Below are 23,533 nucleotides of genomic sequence, written 5' to 3' on the forward strand. Positions count from 1 at the left end.
GCGGGGGGCTGGTCAGCCCCGCCGAGGGGAGGAAACGAAACATGAACGCACGGCAGTCCAAGGACGGCAAGCCTGACCTCGTCACCCAGGTGCGCCAGATAGGCAACGCTCTCAGGAGCGTCTACGGCGAACTGCTGGACGTCGGCGACCTGGCCGCCAAGTACACGGGCGAAGCATTCGAGAAGCGGCTGATGTCCCGCATGCTGACCGCCCAGGCGGTTCGGATCGTCACCGGCCTCAGCCCGGAGGAATCGGCCGCCACCGTCATCGACGGGGACCTCGATCAGGGCATCGACGCGATCGCCGTGGTCGAGGGACCGCAGCCCCACGTGTACCTCGTCCAGAGCAAGTGGAGCGGGAAGGGCAGCGCCAAGGACGAGCGGGAAACCGTGCTCGAACTCCTCGCGGGATACCGGCTCATCGACGAGGAGAACTTCGCCCCGTTCAACCCGCGCGGCCGGCGGCTGGCCGAGTACGCGAAGTCCGTCATGGACCGGGGAGCGGTTCCCGTCACCCAGGTCGTGGTCCTGATCCGCCCCGACCTGCCCAAAGAGGGCTTCATGCAGGCCATCGCCAACGGGGAGGCGGAGTTCAACCGCTACGGCCCGGTGCTGGACCACCGCATCATCCTGGCCGCCGAGGTGTGGGAGTCCGTCCGGGCCGACCAGGCCCCGGACCCGGTGGTTCTCTCCGCGGAGCTGTTTCCCTGGTTCGGCATGGGCTCCGACGCGCTGTACGAGTCCTACCAGGGAATCGTCGACGCCGAACAGGTCGCGGACTGGGCCACCCAGCACGGGACGAACCTCTTCAATCTGAACAACCGCAAGCCCTTGGGGCGGACGTCCATCAACAACGCCCTGATCTCCACTCTCACCGAGGAGCCGGCGACCTTCTGGTACTTCAACAATGGCATCACCGTGCTGTGTGACCGGGTAGACAAGGCCGTCAGGTCCGTTCGTGCCCCCCAGCAGAAACCCCTCACCCTGACGCTGCACAACGCGAGCGTCGTCAACGGTGCACAGACCGTGCGGGCGGTGGCCGATGCCATGGCCAACGACAACGCCGCCGCCGAGGCCAAGATCAGTGTGCGAATCATCGTCACGCAGCAGGCCGAGGAGTTCGCCAGCGAGACCACGCGCGCCACCCACCGCCAGAACAGCGTCAGCGACCGTGATTTCATCACCCTCGACCCTGTCCAGGGCGACATCATGGACGAGATGAGAGCCGAACTCGGCCTGGAGTACGAGGTCCAGCGCAGCGAAGTGGATCTGCCCGAGGCGTCAGGCTGCACGGTGGTCGAGGCTGCCTGTGCCCTGGCCTGCGCGCATGTCGACAGCCAGTACGCGGCGCGGATCGCACTGTCGCTTGACCCCTTGTGGGAACGGGGTCCGCAGGGCGCCTACGACACGCTCTTCCGACCGAGGCCGAGTGTGTACCTGCTGTGGAACGCGGTCCAGGTGCTGCGTGAGGTACAGCGCTGCCTCCTCGATCTCCGCAAGCGCTACGAGGGGCGCGGCGCGGCACTGACGCAGCACGGCACGTACCTGCTCACCCATCTGGTGTTCCGGCTGCTCGACACCGAGGCCATGGGCGAGCCCGACACCAAACTGGCCTGGGCCGAAGAAGCCACCGCGAAGACAAAGGCACTCGTCGAGCGGCTGCTGCCCGTCACCATGGCCGCGATCGACGAGCTCTTCACGGAGCGCTCACAGATCCGGGCCCTGTGCTCCGACGCCGACCGTTGCCGCGACCTGATAGAGCGCGTCGTCGCCGTCATGACCGGTGATGAGCAGGAGGGCCGCCGCTCCCCGGACACCTACCGCCGTGCCCGCCCCCAGCGCAAGCGCCGCCGACCCAACGCCGTGCACGTACTCGTCGACAAGCGGGTCCTGAACGACGGTGAACCGCTGATGCTCAGCACGGCCTACCCGATGGAGGCCGAAGCCCTGCGGGATTGGCTCGCCGAGGACGAGCGGCGGGCCCGTGCGAGCTGGGTGAACGACCGTACGAAGCCGATCCTCTGGGCGGCCGATGGCGAACAGTATTCGCCCGCCGGGCTGATCGCCCGTATGTGGGAGCTGGCCGAATGGGCAGAGCGGCCCGTCGCGAACCAGGGCACCGCCCGTTGGGCCACCAAGTCGGGGGAGACCCTTGCCGATCTCGCTTGGCGGACCCTGGGCGCTCTGGAGGAGCCGGAGGAGCCGGGACAGCAGGCTGACGAAGAGGCCGGCCACTAGAACCACCGGCGCATCACGACCAGGAGAGAGAACCACCAGCCATGCCCCGCCTAGCTTTCGACATCGCCTTCTGCGCCCAGCTCCCGAAACTCCAGGGCACGGTCCGGCAGGGGGTGTTCGATGCCTGGGAGAAGTTCGAACGTCTCACCCTGGACCAGCTGTTCAAGGACCCCGGCCTGAACCTGGAGGCCCTCAAGGGGGCACGTGACCGCAACATCCGGACCATCCGGATCGACCGGGGGACCCGCGGGGTCGTGCTCGCACCCGACAGCGGGGACACGTACGTCCTGCTCCGGGTGCTGCCGCACGACGCGGCCAACGCCTGGGCGGTCAAACAGAAGGCGAGCATCAACACGGTCACCCGGGCCGTCGAGATCCGCGACATCGCCGTACTGGAGGAACTCACCCCTGCCTACGAGCGGATCGCGCCAGCGCCCGCACAACGGCTCTTCGCCGAGTTCTCGGACGGGGACCTGGCCGCCCTCGGCATCGACGGAACCACGCTCGACCAGGCCCGGGTACTGACTACGCATTCACAGCTGCAGGCGTTCGCTCCCTTCTTCCCGCAGGACCAGCGCGACGTCCTGGAGTACCTCGCCGCCGGTTTCACGGTGGAGGACGTGTGGCGTGACGTGGTGGCCGTCAGCCTGGCCGCCGCCGACAGCGCGGAGCCCGTGGACCCGGTGGACTACGAGAGCGCCATCCGGCGCACCCGCACCCGCATCGCCCTGGTCACCGGATCGGAGGAGCTCCGCGAGATCCTCGACAAGCCCTTCGCCGCCTGGCGGGTGTTCCTGCACCCCTCCCAGCACAAGGTGGCCTACCGCGCTTCGTACTCCGGTCCGGCGCAGGTCACCGGAGGCCCCGGCACGGGCAAGACGGTCGTCGCCCTGCACCGCGTGCGGCACCTGCTCGGCCACCTGCGGGAGGGCGACCGCATCCTGCTCACCACCTACACCAATGCGCTGGTGGCGGCTCTCCGCGCCGGCCTCGCCGAACTCGTGGACGACGGGACGCTCCGGGACCGGGTGGACATCATGACCGTCGACGCGTTCGCAGGGCGCGTGGTGTCCACCTCACGTCGGCCGCTGCGCGCCGACGAGGAACCCGCCCGCTGGCAGCGGGCCGCGCAGGCCTCGGGCTTCGCCGGTAGCCCGCAGTTCCTCGCCCAGGAATACAGGCATGTCGTCCTCGCCCGGAACCTGCGCACGTACGAGCAGTACGAAACCGCCGAACGGAGGGGGCGCGGCAGCGCCCTGCCGCCCGCGGCCAGGCCCTCGGTATGGCGTGCCATGGAGGAGTTTGCCGACCGGCTCGGCTCCGAAGGCCTGCGCACTTACCTCGGCACGTGCGCCGAGGCCGCGGACCTCCTGGAACGGTCCGGTCCGCGCTACCGGCACATCGTCGTAGACGAGGCCCAGGACCTGCATCCCGCTCAGTGGCGCCTCCTGCGCGCGGCCGCTCCGGCGCGCCCGGACGACCTGTTCATCGCAGGTGACCCGCATCAGCGGATCTACGACTGCAAGGTCTCGCTCAAGGCGGTCGGGATCAAGGTCGCGGGCCGGTCGGCGAAGATGCGGAAGAACTACCGATCGACCCACGAGATCCTCAGCTGGTCCACCGCGCTGCTGATCGGGCGCCCCTTCGCGGAGCTGGAGGACGACGCCCGTCACGAAACACTTCTCGGCTACCGCTCGGCGCTCCACGGGGGACTCCCCGAGACCCACGCGGCCACCACGCAGGAAGAGGAACTGGGCGCCCTCGTCACCCGTGTCCGGGGATGGCTCGAGGAAGGCGTCGCCCTCGGTGACATCGGCGTGAGTGCTCGCTTCAACCGGACTTGCGACCAGGTGGCGGAGCACTTGACGGCCGCCGGCATTCCTGCGCGGCGGCTGCGGGCCGACCGGCCGACCGTGGCCGACGCGGTGAACGTGGGCACCATGCACTCCTTCAAAGGCCTGGAGTACCGCTGCGTCGCAGTGGTCGGCGTCCACGACGGCGCTCTGCCGTTCCCCAAGGCGGTGACGCCTATGGACCTTGACCGTCTCCAGCACGAGGCCGACCTGCTCGCTGAGCGCTGCCTGCTGTTCGTCGCCTGCACGAGAGCGCGCGACGGGCTGTACGTGTCCTGGTCGGGTGAGCCGAGCCCGTTCCTGCGGGAATCCGGCGTCTGAGTTCACCCCGGGCCGTTGCGTCCGAGCTGCCGCAACCAGAACTCGGGAGGCTGGGGCCGAATCGCCGGCTCGGCCCAGCCGTCTTCCGAACGGGGGTTCCTCGGCGCCCAGGTGCGGGGAGGCCGCAGAGCGAGTACCTCTCTGACCCGTGCTCCCATGGCCGGAGAGATGTCCCGAGTCGTGAAATTCATCAGCAGCGGCCAGCCCGATGGATCACGCTGAAGGGCCCATGAGCGGTAGGTGATCTGGCAGAACGAGTCGGCTTCGAAGACAACGGCCTGGCAGTGCTCCGCCCCGTCCTTGTCCGACAGCCAGACGAGCCGGTCTCCTGCCACCAGGCGTTCGCGGCCGAGCAGCATGCCGTTGGGAGCAGTCGCCTTCCGGTCGAGGAAGGGCACCGGGTCTTCATCCCCGCCCGGGTCGTTGTCGCTGAATCCGGCGACGTGCCCGGGGTCGTTCGTTACGTGGATCTCCAGCAGGTCATGGTCCGCATGTGCCTGCCACAGATCGAGGGGTTCGGCGGGGCTGAACAGGTCGGGCAGGGCGGTGAGCGCGAAGATCTCGTCCGCTGCCAGCGGGAGGACGACACGGTCCCCTGACCGCAGCCGATGGACGGCCGGGAGCGATTCCCATGAGCTGATCCCGGTCACCGTCTGCTGGCAATGACGGATCGCTGTGACGGCGGTATCCAACGACACTCGGAAGAATTCTCGGTTACCGGACACCCTTTGCGCAGCCAGGAGCCGGTGAACAGCCTGCTCCACCTGAGCGGCGTGTGATGACGCGGTCCGGAAGAGCACCTCGTAGGGGAAGGGCACCGATGTGCGGGACAGTTCCTTTGCCCGGTCCTCTGCGAGACGCTCGGAGTAGCCGATCTTGAGCATGTCGGGGAATGCCGGGTTTCTCTGGACGTAAACGAACCCGATCTCTCTGCGGGAGGGACGGCCGGGCGGTGCAGATGGTTGACGAGTGTGGTGAGTCTTCCGGACCGTCGTCTGCTGCGGAAAGGCAGAAAGGGATACCGGGGGATCCGTGACCAGCGGTGTGATTCCACCGTCAAGGGCAGAAGCGGGGACGCCGGTGATGTGGCGCGCCGCGGCGTAGTGTTCAAGACGGCCGTGGCGGAGGCGCTTCAGCTCGCGCGTGAGAGCCTGGATCCCCTCATAGATGTCGTGATCCGCATCCCACGCCCCAGGCAGCGATCTGGTCAGGGCCTGGGTGGCGACCTGTGTGATAAGCCCTGCGAGCTCTTGGGGCACAGCCGCGTACGAGGTGCCCACATGGGTTGCCTCGATCTCCCATTCGTCCTGGGACCCCACAAAGAGGTCGATGGGAACGCCCGGCCGACGCCCGATGAGGAGCAATTCGCAGAGATGCGCCGGGTTGGCCAGATCGAAGACGAAGCGGGCGAGCATGCCCACGGACGCCGTTCTAGGCTTGCGGACGATCATTGTCAGTCTGTCCTGGGCTGTGGGGTCCTCTTCGAAGCTGAGTGGAAGAACTCCCTCATCCAGAACACCTTCGACAGCAGCCGCTTCAGCAGCGTTGCGCGCGATGATGTTCCACCAGGGCAGGGCCGCCCAGATGCCGTGTACTGCCTGGGCCTCGCTGTCGTACGTGCTTCCCGACCTGATGTCTCCGGCCCAGTTCAGGTAGGTGAGGATGCAGGCATCCCTGAATTTCTCCCCCTGGGAGCGGGCCTGGACCAATTCACGCTCAGCACTGCTCAGGCTGCGAATCGTATCGGCGAGTCGTGTGCGTTGCTCCCCGACCAACTGCAGTGCGCGGGCGCTGACCGTCCGTAGTGCGGCATCCGCCTTCGGGTGGGTGAGAGCTGTCCGCAAGTACCGCTCAACTCCGGCGCACCCGACCGCCTCGGACCCGAGTTCCTGCAGATGACCGGCCTTATGGGCGGTGAACTCGCTCAGCCAGCGTTCACTGCGGGTACTGCCCCCCTTGCCCATGGCAAACGCGGCAAGATTGGCGACGCGGCCATCGGGTTCTGCTTTGAGGTGGTGCCAGATGTCTTTGAAGTCCTCCAGGGAAATGATCGAGGGGGTGACGTGGCAGTCCGATGCCTCGGAGCTCTCCATGCCCCAGTACCTGATCAGTTCCTGTCGCACCTGAGTCTCGGTGACCGCCCGAGCGCGCTGATGCGCCCAGAAATCCACGAGGAGGCGGTGTGTGCTCTCAGGATCCTCGCCACGCAGGCCAAGCCCGAGCAGGAGAACCGAGCCGCCGATTCCTCCGTGATACTCCATGTGCCGCCGGACGTGCTCGACGAATCCAGTCAGTTCGCTCAAGTCGGGCTGCGGGCCGGCGAATACGGGCATCCCCGCCAGCGCTTCAGCGATGTCACTGGTCGACAGGCCGCGCGCTTCCAAAACAACCGTCCGTGTGACGAGGAGGGCGCCTAGCAGCTCCGGGTCCCCGAGCTCGCCCAAGAGCCGCCCGGGATCGAGAAGTGGGTGCTGACCCGACGCGGCGATCAACCCCGTGCAGATGTCCCGGATCCACTGCCCACGCTGTGCAGTGAGTGTGCCAGTGGATCGCATGGCTGCTCTGCCCCCTACAAAGAAAACCCCGCCTCCAGCGATCTTGCTGGTGGCGGGGTTCGTCGGCACTTCTTGCGAAGTGCCCCCGGCAGGATTCGAACCTGCGCACACGGCTCCGGAGGCCGTTGCTCTATCCCCTGAGCTACGGGGGCGCTGTCGCTGGTGTTGCTGCGACGGGTTGAACACTACCAGCTTCCCGGCGGTGATCAGGAACGGATTGGCGGGGAGGGGGACGTGGGTCGCCCGGTGGGGGTGGAAGTGGCAAAAACCCGGACGCGGGGGCCGGGGCGGACCTACTCTCGAGTTGTGTCAGGCGCCTCGGGCCGGGTGCTTGTTGTCGACGACAACAAGGTCATCCGGCAGCTGATCAAGGTCAATCTCGAGCTGGAGGGCTTCGAGGTCGTGACCGCGAACGATGGTGCCGAATGCCTGGACGTCGTTCATCACGTGCTGCCCGATGTGATCACCCTTGATGTGGTCATGCCTCGCCTGGACGGGTTCGGGGCCGCCGCGCAGCTGCGGGCCGACCCGAGGACGCGGCATCTGCCCGTTGCGATCGTGAGCGCCTGTACGCAGAACGAGGTCGAGGCCGGGATCGCCGCCGGCGTGGACGCCTTCCTCGCCAAGCCCTTCGAGCCCGCGGAGCTGGTGCGCGTCGTGCACCGCCTCATCGAGCGCCGCGACCGGAGAGAGCGGAAGGGCGCTCCCGCCGGGAGAGGGAGGGGATGAATTCCGCTCCCCGGTTGACTGCCGTCGAGGATGCCGGGTATGCCCGGTACGCCTATCGGCTTCGTCTGTCGTCGAGTGCCCGCGTCGCGCTGGAAGCCGAGTGGGCGCGGTGCCGGTGGATCTGGAACGAGTGCACGGCCCGGTCGAAGAAGGCTCATGCCGAGGACGAGAAGTGCGGTCCGGCAAGGCTCGACAAGATGCTGACCGGGGCCCGCACTGCGAACGTGTGGCTGCGTGAGGGCAGCAGTGTTCCGCAGCAGCAGCTCATCCGGGACTTCGGCAAGTCTCGCGCCAAGGCGCTCAAGGATGTCAGGGCCCGGCTGCCGATGCGGCAGCGGGCCGGGATGCCGAAGTACAAGAAGAAGAACCAGGCCGACCCGAGCTTGAACTACACCCAGCGCGGTTTCCGGCTGAAGGATGGCCGGCTGTATCTGGCGGGCGGGATCGTCCTTACCGTGGTGTGGTCGCGGGATCTTCCCAAGGGCCCGACCAGCGTGCGGATCTACCGGGACAGCCTCGGGCACTGGTACGCCAGCTTCGTCGTCCCCACCGTCACAGAGGCCTTGCCCGCCACCGGCCGGGACATTGGCATCGACTGGGGTGTCAAGGAGACCGCGACCACCACCAGCGATGCCCACGACCTTCCTCACGCGCAGCACGGCAAGAATGCCGCCCAGCGCCTGGCCCGCTACCAGCGGATGATGGCCCGCCGCAAACCGAAGCGGGGACAGGCCGGATCGATGGGCTACCGGCAGGCGAAGCAGCAGACCGCGAAACTCCACAAGAAGATTGCACGCCAGCGTGAGGACACGGGCCGAAAGTGGGCCAAGTCGGTGGTCCGGGATCACGACAGGCTCGCGGTCGAAGACTTTCGCCCGAAGTTCCTCGCCAAGTCCACCCTGGCGAAGAAGGCCGCCGACGCGGCGATCGGCGCGACCAAACACGCACTGATCCACATGGCTCGGAAACACGGCCGTGAGCTGTACCTTGTCCACCCCGCGCACACCACCATGGACTGCGCACGGTGCGGAGCGAGAACCAAGCACGCACTGCCCCTCTCGATGCGAACGTATACGTGCAATGTGTGCGGAGCCGTCTCCCCCAGAGACAAGAACTCCGCCCGCGTGATGCTCGTCCGGGCTGGTCTCAACCCGGCTGGTGCTGATCGTGTAAGAGCTGATGGGCCGCCGGTCCACAGCCGACGTGAGCCAGGAATCCCCTCCCTCTAGGGAGGGGAGGTTTCAAATGGCGAAACCGTTCGCGTGACGTGGGGGCTTCTCCCCTAGGCTGGTCTCGTGACCCCCGTCGACCTCTCCCGTTCCGTCGTGTGCGCCCTGCGCCGCGCCGTCGAGGACGGGGAGCTGCCCGCCGGTGTGGTCGTGCCCGAGCGGGTCGTCGTCGAGCGGACTCGGCCCGGGGGAGTGGGGGACTACGCCTCGCCCGTCGCGTTCGGTGTGGCGAAGGGGGCCGGAGTCGCGCCCCGTGGAGTGGCCGAGGTGCTGGCCCTGCGGCTGGCGGGCCTGCCCGGGATCGAGCGTGTGGAGATCACCGGCGCCGGGTTCCTGAACTTCGTACTCGCCGAGAGTTCCGTTGGGGAGCTCGTACGGGGCATTCGGGTGGGTGGGGAGCTCTACGGCTTCGCCTCTGGTGGGTCTGAGACCCCCGAGTTCACCGATGTGCCCGTCGGGGCCCTGCGCGAGTGCGTCGTGCACGCGGCCGTGCGGCGGATCGCGAGCATCCAGGGGGTGGAGTGGGAGGGGGAGCGTACCGTCGCCGACCGCGTCGCCCCCGTCGCCAAGCGGGACGGGGATGTGGTCGCGGCGTACGGGTCCGACGCCGCCGCCTGGGCGATGCTGTCCGTTCCCGGGCACGAGACCCCCGTGTTTCCCTCGGGGCTGCTCGTCCAGGACGAGTCGAGCGAGTTCTTCCGGGTGCGGTACGCCCACTCCCGGGCGCGTGCGCTGACCCGCAACGCCGGGCAGTTGGGGTTCCATGGCGATCCCGGGGAGCTGGGAGGGAAGCCCGGAGAGGTGCACGGCGCCGCCGCCCTGCTCGCGGCCCTTCGTGACCACCCCCTCGTGCTCGAAGCCGCCGCGCACCACCGTGCGCCCGAGCGGCTCGTCCGGCAGCTCGTCGTGATCGCCGACGCCCTGCTCGAATTCCAGTACCAGGTCCTGCCCAAGGGGGACGAGAAACCCTCGGCCGCCCACCGTGCCCGGCTGGCCCTTGCCGAAGCCGCCGGGACGGTGCTGGCCGGCGGCCTGGCCCTGCTCGGTATGGACGCGGACGCGTTCGACCACCACCTGTGAAGCCCGTGACACGCGTGTGATCCGATGTGATTCGCCTGCGATCCGGATGATTTGCGAAGAGAGAATGACGAGATGAGCCGTTCCGCACACCCCGCCGGGCCCCGCCACGCCGACGTCCTGCCCGAGGGTCACTACTCCCCGCCGGCCGCCGACCTCAACGTGCTCGACGAGAAGGTCTGGGCACGGACGGTCGGCCGGAACGGCGACGGGGTCGTCACCGTCGGCGGGATCGAAGTGACCCGGCTCGCCGAGGAGTTCGGGACGCCCGCCTACTTCCTCGACGAGGAGGACTTCCGGGCGCGCTGCCGCGCCTGGGCGCACGCCTTCGGGCCGGACGCCGACGTCTTCTACGCCGGCAAGGCGTTCCTCTCCAAGGCCGTCGTGAAGTGGCTCAAGGAGGAGGGGCTCAACCTCGACGTGTGCTCCGGCGGGGAGCTGGCCACCGCGCTCGCCGCCGGGATGCCGGCCGCCCGGATCGCCTTCCACGGCAACAACAAGTCGACGGGCGAGATCACCCGCGCCATCGAGGCCGGCGTCGGGCGGATCGTGCTCGACTCCTTCCAGGAGATCGCCCGCGTCGCGCACATCGCCCGCGAGCTCGGCGTACGCCAGCCCGTGCAGATCCGCGTCACCGTGGGCGTGGAGGCGCACACCCACGAGTTCATCGCCACCGCGCACGAGGACCAGAAGTTCGGGATCGCCGTCGCCGACGGGTCGGCCGCCGAGGCCGTACGGCGCGCGCTGGGGCACGACAGCCTCGAGCTGCTCGGCGTCCACTCCCACATCGGCTCGCAGATCTTCGACATGGCCGGCTTCGAGGTCTCCGCCAAGCGCGTCGTACGCCTCCTCGCCGCCGTGCGCGACGAGCACGGGGTGGAGCTGCCCGAGATCGACCTCGGCGGCGGGCTGGGCATCGCCTACACCTCCGCCGACGACCCGCGCGAGCCGCACGAGATCGCCAAGGCCCTCCACGAGATCGTCGCCCGCGAGTGCGAGGCGGCCGGCCTGCGCGCCCCGCGCATCTCCGTGGAACCCGGACGGGCGATCGTGGGGCCGACGGCCTTCACCCTCTACGAGGTCGGGACGATCAAGCCGCTCGAGGGCCTGCGGACGTACGTCTCCGTCGACGGCGGGATGTCCGACAACATCCGGACGGCCCTCTACGACGCCGAGTACTCGGTCAGCCTCGTCTCCCGGACCTCGGACGCCGAGCCCATGCTCGTGCGCGTCGTGGGCAAGCACTGCGAGAGCGGTGACATCGTGGTCAAGGACGCGTTCCTGCCCGCCGACGTCGCCCCCGGAGACCTCCTCGCGGTCCCGGCGACCGGCGCGTACTGCCGGTCCATGGCGAGCAACTACAACCACGTGCTCCGCCCGCCGGTCGTCGCCGTGCGTGACGGCCAGGCGCGCGTCATCGTCCGCAGGGAGACGGAGGAGGATCTCCTGCGTCTCGATGTCGGCTGATGCGCAATCTTCTGGGGGACGGCCCCGAGACCCCCGAATAGGTGTCTCACTCAATGGACCGAGGGTGGAAACTGTTGTCCATTGAGTGAGACTGGTTCCACCTGGGGTGCAAACCGCGCAACAGGTACTGATGTGAAGATCGAAAGGCGTAGGTCGAATGATGCGTACGCGTCCGCTGAAGGTGGCGCTGCTGGGCTGTGGAGTGGTCGGCTCGGAAGTTGCCCGCATCATGACGACGCACGCCGACGATCTGACGGCCAGGATCGGCGCGCCCGTCGAGCTGGCGGGCGTGGCCGTGCGCCGCCCCTCCAAGGTGCGCGAGGGCATCGACCCGGCCCTGGTCACCACCGATGCGACGGCGCTGCTCAAACGCGGCGACATCGACGTCGCGATCGAGGTCATCGGCGGTATCGAGCCGGCCCGCACCCTGATCACCACCGCCTTCGAGCACGGCATCTCCGTCGTCTCGGCGAACAAGGCGCTGCTCGCCCAGGACGGCGCCGCGCTGCACGCCGCCGCCGAGGCCGCCGGGCTGGACCTGTACTACGAGGCCGCCGTCGCCGGCGCCATCCCGCTGGTCCGTCCCATGCGCGAGTCCCTCGCGGGCGACAAGATCAACCGGGTGATGGGCATCGTCAACGGCACGACGAACTTCATCCTCGACAAGATGGACTCCACCGGTGCCGGGTACCAGGAGGCCCTCGACGAGGCCACCGCCCTCGGGTACGCCGAGGCCGACCCCACCGCCGACGTGGAGGGCTACGACGCCGCCGCCAAGGCCGCGATCCTGGCCGGCATCGCCTTCCACACCCGGGTGCGCCTCGACGACGTCTACCGCGAGGGCATGACCGAGGTCAGCGCCGCCGACTTCGCGTCGGCCAAGCGCATGGGCTGCACCATCAAGCTCCTCGCCATTCTGGAGCGCGCCGCCGACGGCGAGTCCGTCACCGCCCGCGTCCATCCGGCGATGATCCCGCTGACCCACCCGCTCGCCTCCGTCCGCGAGGCCTACAACGCGGTGTTCGTCGAGGCGGAGGCCGCCGGGCGGCTCATGTTCTACGGTCCGGGCGCGGGCGGCGCGCCGACCGCGTCCGCGGTCCTCGGCGACCTCGTCGCCGTCTGCCGCAACAAGCTCGCCGAGGCAAAGGGGCCGGGCGAGTCGGCGTACACCCAGCTGCCGGTCAGCCCCATGGGGGATGTCGTCACCCGCTACCACATCAGCCTCGATGTGGCGGACAAGCCGGGCGTACTCGCCCAGGTGGCGACCACCTTCGCGGAGCACGGCGTCTCGATCGACACCGTCCGCCAGCAAGGTCGTCAAGCTCAAGACGGCGAGGCCTCCCTCGTCGTCGTCACTCACCGTGCGCCCGACGCCGCCCTCTCGGGGACCGTCGAGGCGCTGCGGAAGCTGGACACCGTCCGCGGTGTGGCCAGCATCATGCGTGTTGAAGGGGAGTAAGGACCCATGAGCAGCAATCGCACCCACCAGTGGCGCGGCATCATCGAGGAGTACCGGGACCGCCTGCCGGTCACGGCCACGACTCCGGTGGTCACGCTCCGCGAGGGCGGCACTCCCCTCGTCCCCGCCCAGGTGCTCTCCGAGCGCACCGGCTGCGAGGTACACCTCAAGGTCGAGGGGGCCAACCCCACCGGGTCCTTCAAGGACCGCGGCATGACCATGGCGATCACCAAGGCCAAGGAGGACGGCGCCAAGGCCGTCATCTGCGCCTCCACGGGCAACACCTCGGCCTCCGCCGCCGCCTACGCGGTGCGCGCCGGGATGGTCTGCGCCGTCCTCGTGCCCCGCGGCAAGATCGCGCTCGGCAAGATGGGCCAGGCGCTCGTGCACGGCGCCAAGATCCTTCAGGTCGACGGCAACTTCGACGACTGTCTGGATCTGGCCCGCGCGCTGTCCGACAACTACCCGGTGGCGCTGGTCAATTCCGTCAACCCGGTACGCATCGAGGGCCAGAAGACGGCGGCCTTCGAGATCGTGGACGCGCTCGGCGACGCCCCCGACATCCACGTGCTGCCCGTCGGCAACGCCGGCAACATCACCGCGTACTGGAAGGGCTTCAAGGAGTACAAGGCCGATGGCCTGGCCTCCCGTACGCCCCGCGTGTGGGGTTTCCAGGCCTCCGGCTCCGCGCCGATCGTGCGCGGCGAGGTCGTCAAGGAGCCGCACACCATCGCCACCGCGATCCGTATCGGCAACCCCGCCTCGTGGGACTACGCCCTGCAGGCGCGGGACGAGTCGGGCGGCTTCATCGACGAGGTGACGGACCGCCAGATCCTGTCCGCCTACCGCCTGTTGGCCGCTCAGGAGGGCGTCTTCGTCGAGCCCGCCTCGGCTGCGTCCGTGGCCGGCCTGCTCAAGGCCGCAGAGCTCGGCCTGGTCGACCCCGGCCAGAAGATCGTGTGCACCGTCACCGGCAACGGCCTGAAGGACCCCGACTGGGCGGTCGCCGGAGCTCCGCAGCCGGTCACCATTCCGGTCGACGCGGAGGCCGCCGCCATCCGCCTCGGTCTCGTCTGACCGGGAGCCGCGGGCCGGCCGTCCGGAAGTACGGCCGGCCATGGCTCCCAGCGGTACCGCAGTAACCGAGTGCCGGATTCCGGAAGTCTTTCGAAGGCTGAGGAATCCGGCAACTCGGGCTGTACGGCACATAAACCTACGGAAACCCGCCAGATATCGCGGCGGAAAACCGACCGGACCGGCAGGATCCCACGACACGCATCGTGCGCCTGCTGTGCGCCCTATGTCGGAGAAGAACCTTCCTTCGATAGGCTGTACTTACATCCGCCGCCGCGCATATGTCCGCGGTGCTGCCCACAGGGCCTTCGGGTGTCGTACGTTCTCCAGTACATTCACAGCGAGCCAGTGAAGATCCCGTCTCGCACAGTCACAAGGAGTGTCATCGGAAGATGGCCGGTCCCGCCTTCCGCGCCGCCGCCGTACGGGTGCGCGTTCCCGCCAGCAGTGCCAACCTCGGCCCGGGCTTCGACGCCTTCGGGCTGGCCTTGGGGCTCTACGACGACGTCGTCGTACGCGTGGCCGATTCCGGCCTGAACATCGACATCGCGGGCGAAGGTGCCGACACCCTCCCGCGGGACGAGAGCCACCTCCTCGTACGTTCCATGCGCACCGCCTTCGACCTGCTGGGCGGCCAGCCGCGCGGCCTCGAGGTCGTCTGCGCCAACCGCATCCCGCACGGCCGCGGCCTCGGCTCCTCCTCCGCCGCGATCTGCGCGGGCATCGTGGCCGCCCGCGCCGTGACCATAGGAGGAGAGGCCAAGCTCGACGACACGGCGCTGCTGGAGCTCGCCACCGAGATCGAGGGCCACCCCGACAACGTCGCCGCCTGTCTGCTCGGCGGTTTCACCCTCGCGTGGATGGACGGCGGCAGCGCCAAGGCGATCCGCATGGAGCCCGCCGATTCCATCGTTCCGGTGGTCTTCGTACCTTCCAAGCCGGTCCTGACGGAGACCGCGCGCGGCCTGCTGCCGCGCACCGTCCCGCACGTGGACGCGGCCGTCAACGCGGGCCGCGCGGGTCTGCTCGTAGAGGCCCTGACCAGGCGTCCCGAGTTCCTGCTGCCGGCCACCGAGGACCGTCTCCACCAGGAGTACCGGTCCCCGGCGATGCCGGAGAGCGTGGCGCTCGTGGCGCGGCTGCGGGCGGACGGCATCCCCGCGGTGATCTCCGGCGCGGGCCCCACGGTCCTCGCGCTGGTCGACAACGGTGCGGCCGACAAGGTCGCACGGCTCGCGGGCGAGGGGTGGGCGGCCAACCGGCTCGCACTCGACGCCGCGGGCGCGAGCGTACTTCCGCTGGGAACCCAGGGCGGCTGATCCGTGCAGTAGAGGACACAGCCGGCCAGGGGCGGGCGGCCAGGGCAGGCCGCCCGCACGGAGCCCGTGCGGAGCCCGCGCGGACGGGCTCGATCGCCGGTGATGGAGAGGGGGAATGTCTGTTGGATCCGGTAGTGTTAGTCTCAAGTGCGCATCCGAAGCCGCCATGGCTTGGTGCTCAGTGTCCCTATCAGGGACCACCTTTCTTCCGGGAGCCTCCCCGACTGCTTTGATCGCTGCCAGCAGTTTCGAGCACGCTCCGGAATCGGCGTGATATTCCCACGCTTCCAGCTCGGGGGCTTCTCGCCGGAACCACCCACGCACATGCACGTTTCTCTCCGCCGTATCTCTATCGGCGGACCACCGCCCCGGCTGCATTCCGTGCCTCATCAAGTCACAGACTGCCGTCGGACAGCACAACCGGTCGCCGAGCCAGACAGGCCGACGTCCGCTCCAGGGAAGGACCCTTCGTGAGCGACACCACCGATCTGATGGGCGCTGCCGACACCAACGTCGACACCAGTGCCCCCGCCGAGGGCGCCGCGCCGACCAAGCGCCGCCGCTCCGGCACCGGCCTTGACGGCATGGTCCTGGCCGAGCTCCAGCAGGTCGCGTCGGGCCTCGGCATCAGGGGCACCGCGCGGATGCGCAAGGGCCAGCTGATCGAGGTCATCAAGGAGGCGCAGGCGGGAAGCAGCGCCCCCAAGGCCGCGGCCGCCGCGCCCGCCGCCGCTTCCGCCGACGCCGGCGAGACCAAGCCGAAGCGCCGAGCCACCAGCAAGGCCCGTACGGGCGAGGCCGCCGCCGAGGCGCCCGCCGAGAAGACCGCCGCGCAGGCCCAGATCGACATCCCGGGCCAGCCCGCAGGGGGCCCCTCCCGCGCGAGCGAAGCCGAGCGCGGGGGAGAGGACGCTCCGGTCGGCGAGCGCCGTCGCCGGCGCGCCACCGCCCCCTCCGGCAGCCCCGAGGGTTCGGCCCCCGCCGCCGCCGTACAGGTGGAGCAGAAGTCCGAGACCGTCGCTCCGGCCGCACAGGCCGAGGCGAAGGCCGAGGCCGCCACCGCCCCTGCCGGCCAGGCCCAGGGCCAGGACGGCGAGGGCCGCGGCCGTCGCGACCGCCGCGAGCGGGGCAACGACCGTGCCGACGGCCGCCGCGAGCGCCGTGAGCGCGGTGCCAAGGCCGACGACCAGGGCCAGGGCGCCCAGGGTCAGGGTCAGGCCGGTCAGGGCCAGGGCCAGGGTCAGGGCCAGAACCAGGGCCAGGGCCAGGGCCAGCAGGGCGGCCGTCAGGACCGGACCGACCGTCAGGACCGCCAGCAGGGCGGCCGCGGCCAGGGTCAGGGCCAGGGCCAGCAGGGTGGTCGTCAGGAGCGGGACCGTCAGGACAACGGCCCGCAGGACGACTTCGACGAGGACGGCCGTCGCGGCCGTCGCGGCCGCTACCGCGACCGTCGTGGCCGTCGCGGGCGCGACGAGTTCGCCCCGGTCGAGACCCCGGTCGCCGACGACGACGTCCTGATCCCCGTCGCGGGCATCCTCGACATCCTCGACAACTACGCGTTCATCCGGACCTCGGGCTACCTGCCCGGCCCGAACGACGTGTACGTCTCCCTCGCCCAGGTCCGCAAGGCCGGTCTGCGCAAGGGCGACCACACCACCGGCGCCGTCCGGCAGCCCAAGGACGGCGAGCGCCGCGAGAAGTTCAACGCGCTCGTGCGCCTGGACTCCGTCAACGGCATGGCGCCCGAATCCGGCCGCGGCCGCCCGGAGTTCCAGAAGCTGACCCCGCTGTACCCGCAGGACCGGCTCCGCCTGGAGACCGACCCGGGCGTGCTGACCGGCCGGATCATCGACCTGGTCGCACCGATCGGAAAGGGCCAGCGTGGTCTGATCGTCTCGCCGCCGAAGGCCGGCAAGACGATGATCATGCAGGCGATCGCCAACGCGATCACGGTCAACAACCCCGAATGCCACCTGATGGTCGTCCTGGTCGACGAGCGTCCGGAAGAGGTCACCGACATGCAGCGGTCGGTGAAGGGCGAGGTCATCTCCTCGACCTTCGACCGCCCGGCCGAGGACCACACCACCGTCGCCGAGCTGGCCATCGAGCGCGCCAAGCGTCTCGTCGAGCTCGGCCACGACGTGGTCGTCCTGCTGGACTCCATCACCCGCCTGGGACGCGCGTACAACCTCGCCGCCCCCGCCTCCGGCCGCATCCTGTCCGGTGGTGTCGACTCGACCGCGCTGTACCCGCCGAAGCGCTTCTTCGGTGCCGCGCGCAACATCGAGGACGGCGGCTCGCTGACCATCCTGGCCACCGCGCTGGTCGACACCGGCTCGCGCATGGACGAGGTGATCTTCGAGGAGTTCAAGGGCACCGGCAACATGGAGCTCAAGCTCGACCGGAAGCTCGCCGACAAGCGCATCTTCCCGGCGGTGGACGTCGATGCGTCCGGCACCCGCAAGGAGGAGATCCTGCTCAACAGCGAGGAGCTCTCCATCACCTGGAAGCTGCGCCGGGTGCTGCACGCGCTCGACTCGCAGCAGGCCATCGAGCTGCTCCTCGACAAGATGAAGCAGACGAAGTCGAACGCCGAGTTCCTCATGCAGATCGCGAAGACGACTCCGTCGGGCAAGAACGACGACTGACGTCTCCCCGTAGCACCACCTGCGTGACCGCCGACCGCCCCCGCCGCACCCGCGACGGGGGCGGTCGCGTCGTACGGGGCGTACGGGGGTCCCGGCGGTCTACGGGGCTTCGTGCACAGGTGCGACCTTTGCCACACTCCGTACCCCGCGCGGCCCCGGCCGGTCACCCCACGCGTAGGGGGAAACCGCAGGTAGGCGCGGGGTCACGGGGTGTTCGCCCCGGCCGGGCGCCTGGGCAGTACGGGTCGGGACGCACACGGGACGCACAGGCGGCCGTGGAACCCTGGGCGGTGTCCGGCCGTCTCTGTCAGAGGGAACGGGGAAGCGGGCCGACCACAGACGGGCAGAGCAGAGCATGAGCCAGGACAACAGGGGGCACGGCCGCAAGGCCGCGGCGGGCCGACGCCGACGGAAGCCGGCCGCGCGCCGCCGGGCCGTCGTCATCGCCGCGTGGACCGCAGCGGGCGTGGTCCTCCTGGGCGGGGCGGGGCTCGGCTACTTCTACTTCAAGTTCAACGGCAACATCAAGACGGTCGACATCGACGCCGTCCTCGGCACGGACCGCCCGCAGAACGTGGACAACGGCTCGATGGACATCCTGGTCCTCGGATCCGACTCCCGCGGCGGCGACAACGGAAAGTACGGCCAGGACGACGGCGGCTCCGCACGCTCCGACACGGCGATGATCGTCCACCTCAACGAGGGCCACACCAAGGCCACCGTCGTGTCGATACCCCGCGACACCATGATCGCCATGCCCTCCTGCACCATGCCCAACGGCAAGACCGACCCGGGCAGCTCACGCAGGCAGTTCAACGAGGCGTACACCATCGGCGGGGCCGCCTGCGCGGTCAAGACCGTCGAGACGATGTCGGGGATCCGCATGGATCACTACCTCGAAGTCGACTTCACGGGCTTCAAGGAGATCATCGACAAGCTCGGCGGCGTCGAGGTGACGACCACCAAGCCGATCAAGGACGCCTACAGCCACCTCGACCTGCCCGCCGGGAAGAACAGGCTGAACGGCGAGCAGGCCCTCGGCCTCGTCCGTACCCGTCACGGCGTCGGCGACGGCGGCGACCTGGGCCGAATACAGCTGCAGCAGGCCTTCATCAAGGCGCTGATCAAGCAGGTCAAGACCATCGGCGTCTTCGACAACCCGAAGAAGCTGCTCGACGTCGCCGACACCGCCACCAAGGCCATCACCACGGACAAGGCGCTCGGCGACGTGAAGTCCCTCATGGGGTTCGCCCAGGGCCTGGAGGGCATCACCCCCGAGAACATGCAGATGATCACCCTGCCGGTGACCGGGGACATCCGTGACCGCAACCGGGTTGTCCCGCTCACCAAGGAGTCCAAGATGGTCTGGGACGCCCTGCTGGCCGACCAGGCGGTCCCCGCCGCGGCCACCGCGAACTCGGCCGGCGACAAGGGCACGGCCGGTACGGTCGTCCAGTAGCCCGAACCGCCTGGTCGGACGGTTCCCGGACCGGTTCCGCCGGGCCGTGGAATAGATGCCGGACCCCCGCCGTTGAGGGAGGCGTCCTCAGAATTTTGACAGGCAGCCCGGTCCTGGCAGACTGGTCTGTCGGCCCCGGTTCACGCAGCGCGCAATTCGGCTCCTGCGACCCGGCGCCCTCCCGAATCTAGGAGACACCTTGAAGCGCGATACCCACCCCACGTACGTCGAGACCCAGGTCAGCTGCACCTGTGGCGCGTCGTTCACCACCCGTAGCACCCTGACCGAAGGCTCCATCCGAGCCGAGGTCTGCTCCGAGTGCCACCCGTTCTACACGGGCAAGCAGAAGATCCTCGACACCGGTGGCCGCGTGGCCCGCTTCGAGGCCCGCTTCGGCAAGGCTGCACAGAAGTAGCGAGCCTCAGGCGCCGGACCCCGGCTGCACCCTGTTCGCACGGGGGCAGCCGGACCGGCGCCTTTCTCGTCCCGCAGCCCTTTTCTTCACATTCACCATCTTCAGGAGCCCCCGATGTTCGAGGCGGTCGAGGAACTGATCGGCGAGCACGCCGATCTTGAGAAGAAGCTCGCCGACCCTTCGGTCCACTCGGATCAGGCCAACGCGCGCAAGCTGAACAAGCGCTACGCGGAGCTGACCCCGATCGTCGCGACCTTCCGTGCCTGGAAGCAGTCCGCCGAGGACATCGAGACGGCGAAGGAGTTCGCGGCCGACGACCCGGACTTCGTGGCAGAGGTCAAGGAACTGACCGCACAGCGCGAAGAGCTCACCGAGAAGCTCCGCCTGCTGCTCGTTCCGCGCGACCCCAGCGACGACAAGGACGTGCTCCTGGAGGTCAAGGCGGGTGCGGGCGGTGACGAGTCGGCCCTGTTCGCCGGCGACCTGCTGCGCATGTACCTGCGCTACGCCGAGCGCGTGGGCTGGAAGACCGAGATCATCGACGCCACCGAGTCCGAGCTCGGCGGCTACAAGGACGTCCAGGTCTCCGTCCGCACCAAGGGCGGCAACGGTGCCACCGAGCCCGGCCAGGGCGTCTGGGCCCGCCTGAAGTACGAGGGCGGCGTGCACCGCGTCCAGCGCGTGCCGGCCACCGAGTCCCAGGGCCGCATCCACACCTCCGCCGCCGGCGTGCTCGTCACCCCGGAAGCCGAGGAGGTGGAGGTCGAGGTCAACATGAACGACCTCCGCATCGACGTGTACCGCTCCTCGGGCCCCGGCGGCCAGTCCGTCAACACCACCGACTCGGCCGTGCGCATCACGCACCTCCCGACCGGTGTGGTCGCCTCCTGCCAGAACGAGAAGAGCCAGCTCCAGAACAAGGAGCAGGCGATGCGCATCCTGCGCTCGCGCCTGCTGGCCGCCGCCCAGGAAGCCGCCGAGCAGGAGGCCTCCGACGTGCGCCGCAGCCAGGTGCGCTCCGTGGACCGCTCCGAGAAGATCCGTACGTACAACTACCCGGAAAACCGGATCTCGGACCACCGGACGGGCTTCAAGGCGTACAACTTGGACCAGGTGCTCGACGGAGACCTCGACCCGGTCATCCAGGCCTGCGTCGACACGGACTCCGCCGCCAAGCTCGCGTCCGCGCACTGAATTCCCCCGCAGGACCCCCGCACCACCCCGTAGGACCCCGCACCACCCCGTAGGACCCCGCACCACCCCGTAGGACCCCGCACCACCCCCCGTACGACAGCAGCCCGGAGGACCAGCGTGAACTTGCTGCTTGCCGAGGTGGCCCAGGCCACCCAGCGGCTGGCCGCCGCCGGCGTGCCCTCACCGCGTTTCGACGCTGAGGAGCTCGCGGCCTTCGTGCACGGCGTCAAGCGGGGGGAACTCCACCACGTCAAGGACGCGGACTTCGACGCCCGCTACTGGGAGGCCGTCGCCCGCCGCGAGGCGCGCGAGCCGCTCCAGCACATCACCGGCCGCGCCTTCTTCCGCTACCTGGAGCTCCAGGTCGGGCCCGGGGTCTTCGTGCCCCGGCCCGAGACCGAGTCGGTCGTGGACTGGGCCATACAGGCCGTCCGGGCGATGGACGTCGTCGAACCGCTGATCGTGGACCTCTGCACCGGCTCCGGCGCCATCGCGCTCGCCATGGCGCAGGAGGTGCCGCGCTCGCGCGTGCACGCCGTCGAGCTGTCCGAGGACGCCCTGCGGTGGACCCGTAAGAACGCCGAGGGCTCCCGGGTCACCGTCCACCAGGGCAACGCGCTGAGCGCGCTGCCCGAGCTGGACGGCCAGGTCGACCTGGTCATCTCCAACCCGCCGTACATCCCGCTCACCGAGTGGGAGTACGTCGCCCCCGAGGCCCGCGACCACGACCCCGAGATGGCGCTGTTCTCCGGCGAGGACGGCCTCGACACCATCCGCGGCATCGAGCGCACCGCCCACCGGCTGCTGCGGCCCGGCGGCATCGTCGTCGTCGAGCACGCCGACACCCAGGGCGGACAGGTCCCGTGGATCTTCGCCGAGGAGCGGGGCTGGGCCGACGCCGCCGACCACCCCGACCTCAACAACCGCCCGCGCTTCGCGACCGCGCGCAAGGCCCTGCCGTGACCGGCCCCGTCATGATCGGTTCGGTCACCGCGCGCATTTCCGCCACCCCCCTGCCGCACGAGGAGGCCCGCTGATGGCCCGGCGATACGACTGCAACGACGCGACGGACCGCAAGACGGGCCTGCGTGAAGCCGCCTCCGCCGTACGCCGCGGCGAGCTCGTCGTGCTGCCCACCGACACCCTGTACGGGATCGGCGCGGACGCCTTCAGCGCCGAGGCCGTCGGCGACCTGCTCGCCGCCAAGGGGCGCGGCCGCAACATGCCCACCCCCGTCCTCATCGGCTCCCCGAACACCCTGCACGGCCTGGTCACCGACTTCTCCGAGCAGGCGTGGGAGCTCGTCGACGCCTTCTGGCCGGGCGGTCTGACGCTCGTCGCCAAGCACCAGCCCTCGCTGGCGTGGGACCTGGGCGAGACCGGCGGCACCGTGGCCGTACGCATGCCCCTGCACCCCGTCGCGATCGAGCTGCTGACCGAGGTCGGCCCGATGGCGGTGTCCTCGGCGAACCTGACCGGACACCCGGCGCCCGAGGACTGCGACGCGGCGCGCGAGATGCTCGGCGACTCCGTGTCCGTGTACCTGGACGGCGGGCCGACCCCGAGCACCCTGCCCTCGTCGATCGTCGACGTCACCGGGAAGGTTCCCGTCCTGCTGCGCGAGGGGGCACTGACCGCCGCGCAGCTGCGGGAGGTCGTGCCCGACCTCGAGGTGGCTCCGTGAGCCCTGAGGGGCGTGGCATAGCCGGGGACAACACCTTCCGCATACTCCACGTCAGCACCGGCAACGTGTGCCGCTCGCCCATCACCGAGCGGCTGACGCGGCACGCGCTGTCCCACCGGCTCGGCGGCCCCGTCACCGGCGACCTGATCGTGGAGAGCGCGGGCACCTGGGGCCACGAGGGCGCGCCCATGGAGGCCAACGCGGCCGCCGTGCTCGCCGACTTCGGGGCGGACGCCTCCGGCTTCACCGGCCGGGAACTCCTGGACGAGCACGTCATACGCGCCGACCTGGTCCTGACCGCCACCCGCGACCACCGCGCCCAGGTGATCTCGATGGGGCACTCCGCGGGGCTGCGCACCTTCACCCTGAAGGAGTTCACCCGGCTGGTCCGGGCGATAGACCCGGCGACGCTGCCGCCGCTGGAGGACGGGATGGTGGAGCGGGCCCGCGCGCTGGTCCGTGCCGCCGCTGCTCTACGCGGGTGGCTGCTGGCCCCCTCGCCGGACGCGGATGAGGTGTACGACCCGTACGGGGCGCCGATCACCTTCTTCCGGTCGATCGGCGACGAGATCAACCAGGCGCTGGAGCCGGTGGTCACCGCGCTGACCGGGGTCAAGACCTCCCGCTGACCTGCGGCGCCGTTGTCGGGGGCGCTGCCCCCGAACCCCCGCGCCTCAAACGCCGGCGGGGCTGAAAGATCGGGGCTCCGCCCCGGACCCCGCGCCTCAAACGCCGGCGAGGCTGAATTTGCCCGGTCGGGCTGGATTTGGCTGATGGCGCCGGCAAGCAGCCGACCTCGCCCGTCGCAGAGCG

General features: G+C 69.5%; 17 protein-coding genes and 1 tRNA gene. 16 read left to right on the plus strand and 2 right to left on the minus strand.

Translation table 11 applies throughout. The annotated features are described in order from the left end of the window. Positions 1-41 precede the first annotated feature (41 nt). Together MTF69_RS19545 and MTF69_RS19550 are read left to right on the plus strand one after the other, a co-directional pair. Positions 42-2,237 (plus strand): AIPR family protein, encoded by a 2,196-nt coding sequence (locus MTF69_RS19545; protein WP_243336209.1) that lies wholly within the window; start codon positions 42-44, stop codon positions 2,235-2,237. Between the two features lie 41 nt (positions 2,238-2,278). Then, positions 2,279-4,411 (plus strand): UvrD-helicase domain-containing protein, encoded by a 2,133-nt coding sequence (locus MTF69_RS19550; protein WP_243336210.1) that lies wholly within the window; start codon positions 2,279-2,281, stop codon positions 4,409-4,411. Positions 4,412-4,413: 2 nt separating this feature from the next. On the opposite strand, the gene MTF69_RS19555 is transcribed toward MTF69_RS19550, so the two are convergent. Then, complete coding sequence (locus MTF69_RS19555; RefSeq protein ID WP_243336211.1) at positions 4,414-6,903, minus strand: GIY-YIG nuclease family protein; 2,490 nt, start codon at positions 6,901-6,903, stop codon at positions 4,414-4,416. Positions 6,904-7,046: 143 nt separating this feature from the next. After that, positions 7,047-7,118: transfer RNA gene (locus MTF69_RS19560), tRNA-Arg, on the minus strand. A 106-nt stretch (positions 7,119-7,224) separates the two neighbouring features. On the opposite strand from MTF69_RS19560, the gene MTF69_RS19565 reads away from it, so the two are divergent. From MTF69_RS19565 to MTF69_RS19630, 14 genes are all read left to right on the plus strand, one after another. Next, positions 7,225-7,695, plus strand: coding sequence for a response regulator (locus MTF69_RS19565; protein ID WP_374323434.1), 471 nt, complete (start codon positions 7,225-7,227; stop codon positions 7,693-7,695). Positions 7,696-7,709: 14 nt separating this feature from the next. After that, positions 7,710-8,924, plus strand: coding sequence for an RNA-guided endonuclease InsQ/TnpB family protein (locus MTF69_RS19570; protein WP_374323381.1), 1,215 nt, complete (start codon positions 7,710-7,712; stop codon positions 8,922-8,924). A gap of 66 nt (positions 8,925-8,990) precedes the next feature. Beyond that, on the plus strand, positions 8,991-10,004 hold the full coding sequence (gene nrtL / locus MTF69_RS19575) for an ArgS-related anticodon-binding protein NrtL (protein WP_243336214.1): 1,014 nt from the start codon (positions 8,991-8,993) through the stop codon (positions 10,002-10,004). Between the two features lie 72 nt (positions 10,005-10,076). Further along, positions 10,077-11,468 carry a diaminopimelate decarboxylase gene (gene lysA, locus MTF69_RS19580; RefSeq protein WP_243336215.1) on the plus strand — a complete coding sequence of 464 codons (1,392 nt, stop codon included), beginning with the start codon at positions 10,077-10,079 and terminating at the stop codon, positions 11,466-11,468. A gap of 160 nt (positions 11,469-11,628) precedes the next feature. Next, the gene (locus tag MTF69_RS19585) at positions 11,629-12,927 is read left to right on the plus strand and encodes a homoserine dehydrogenase (protein ID WP_243336365.1); all 1,299 of its coding nucleotides are present in this window, start codon (positions 11,629-11,631) and stop codon (positions 12,925-12,927) included. Between the two features lie 6 nt (positions 12,928-12,933). After that, the gene (gene thrC / locus MTF69_RS19590) at positions 12,934-14,004 is read left to right on the plus strand and encodes a threonine synthase (RefSeq protein WP_243336216.1); all 1,071 of its coding nucleotides are present in this window, start codon (positions 12,934-12,936) and stop codon (positions 14,002-14,004) included. 389 nt (positions 14,005-14,393) lie between these two features. Continuing rightward, positions 14,394-15,320: a homoserine kinase gene (gene thrB, locus MTF69_RS19595; RefSeq protein WP_243336217.1), complete on the plus strand. Its 927-nt coding sequence runs from the start codon at positions 14,394-14,396 to the stop codon at positions 15,318-15,320. Between the two features lie 470 nt (positions 15,321-15,790). Next, entirely contained in the window at positions 15,791-17,968 is a 2,178-nt protein-coding gene (gene rho, locus MTF69_RS19600) for a transcription termination factor Rho (RefSeq protein ID WP_243336218.1), read from the plus strand. A 355-nt stretch (positions 17,969-18,323) separates the two neighbouring features. Next, positions 18,324-19,427: an LCP family protein gene (locus MTF69_RS19605; protein ID WP_243336219.1), complete on the plus strand. Its 1,104-nt coding sequence runs from the start codon at positions 18,324-18,326 to the stop codon at positions 19,425-19,427. 199 nt (positions 19,428-19,626) lie between these two features. Then, complete coding sequence (rpmE, locus tag MTF69_RS19610; RefSeq protein ID WP_243336220.1) at positions 19,627-19,842, plus strand: 50S ribosomal protein L31; 216 nt, start codon at positions 19,627-19,629, stop codon at positions 19,840-19,842. A 114-nt stretch (positions 19,843-19,956) separates the two neighbouring features. Beyond that, positions 19,957-21,036 carry a peptide chain release factor 1 gene (prfA, locus tag MTF69_RS19615; RefSeq protein ID WP_243336221.1) on the plus strand — a complete coding sequence of 360 codons (1,080 nt, stop codon included), beginning with the start codon at positions 19,957-19,959 and terminating at the stop codon, positions 21,034-21,036. A 117-nt stretch (positions 21,037-21,153) separates the two neighbouring features. Further along, complete coding sequence (gene prmC, locus MTF69_RS19620; RefSeq protein ID WP_243336222.1) at positions 21,154-21,999, plus strand: peptide chain release factor N(5)-glutamine methyltransferase; 846 nt, start codon at positions 21,154-21,156, stop codon at positions 21,997-21,999. 73 nt (positions 22,000-22,072) lie between these two features. After that, positions 22,073-22,720: an L-threonylcarbamoyladenylate synthase gene (locus MTF69_RS19625; RefSeq protein WP_243336223.1), complete on the plus strand. Its 648-nt coding sequence runs from the start codon at positions 22,073-22,075 to the stop codon at positions 22,718-22,720. Beyond that, entirely contained in the window at positions 22,717-23,349 is a 633-nt protein-coding gene (locus MTF69_RS19630) for a protein-tyrosine-phosphatase (RefSeq protein ID WP_243336224.1), read from the plus strand. Before MTF69_RS19625 ends, MTF69_RS19630 begins: the two co-directional genes overlap by 4 nt. Positions 23,350-23,533 lie beyond the last annotated feature (184 nt).

Origin of the sequence: Streptomyces sp. AP-93 (genome assembly GCF_022808175.1) — a bacterium.
Classification (GTDB): Bacteria; Actinomycetota; Actinomycetes; order Streptomycetales; family Streptomycetaceae; genus Streptomyces.

What these genes read in the sequence shown, in the direction of transcription:
- MTF69_RS19545 (WP_243336209.1), top strand. Translation starts at nt 42, where the DNA reads ATGAACGCACGGCAGTCCAAGGACGGCAAGCCTGACCTCGTCACCCAG.
- MTF69_RS19550 (WP_243336210.1), top strand. Translation starts at nt 2,279, where the DNA reads ATGCCCCGCCTAGCTTTCGACATCGCCTTCTGCGCCCAGCTCCCGAAA.
- thrC (WP_243336216.1), top strand. Translation starts at nt 12,934, where the DNA reads ATGAGCAGCAATCGCACCCACCAGTGGCGCGGCATCATCGAGGAGTAC.
- prfA (WP_243336221.1), top strand. Translation starts at nt 19,957, where the DNA reads ATGTTCGAGGCGGTCGAGGAACTGATCGGCGAGCACGCCGATCTTGAG.
- MTF69_RS19625 (WP_243336223.1), top strand. Translation starts at nt 22,073, where the DNA reads ATGGCCCGGCGATACGACTGCAACGACGCGACGGACCGCAAGACGGGC.
- lysA (WP_243336215.1), top strand. Translation starts at nt 10,077, where the DNA reads ATGAGCCGTTCCGCACACCCCGCCGGGCCCCGCCACGCCGACGTCCTG.
- MTF69_RS19585 (WP_243336365.1), top strand. Translation starts at nt 11,629, where the DNA reads ATGCGTACGCGTCCGCTGAAGGTGGCGCTGCTGGGCTGTGGAGTGGTC.
- thrB (WP_243336217.1), top strand. Translation starts at nt 14,394, where the DNA reads ATGGCCGGTCCCGCCTTCCGCGCCGCCGCCGTACGGGTGCGCGTTCCC.
- MTF69_RS19605 (WP_243336219.1), top strand. Translation starts at nt 18,324, where the DNA reads ATGAGCCAGGACAACAGGGGGCACGGCCGCAAGGCCGCGGCGGGCCGA.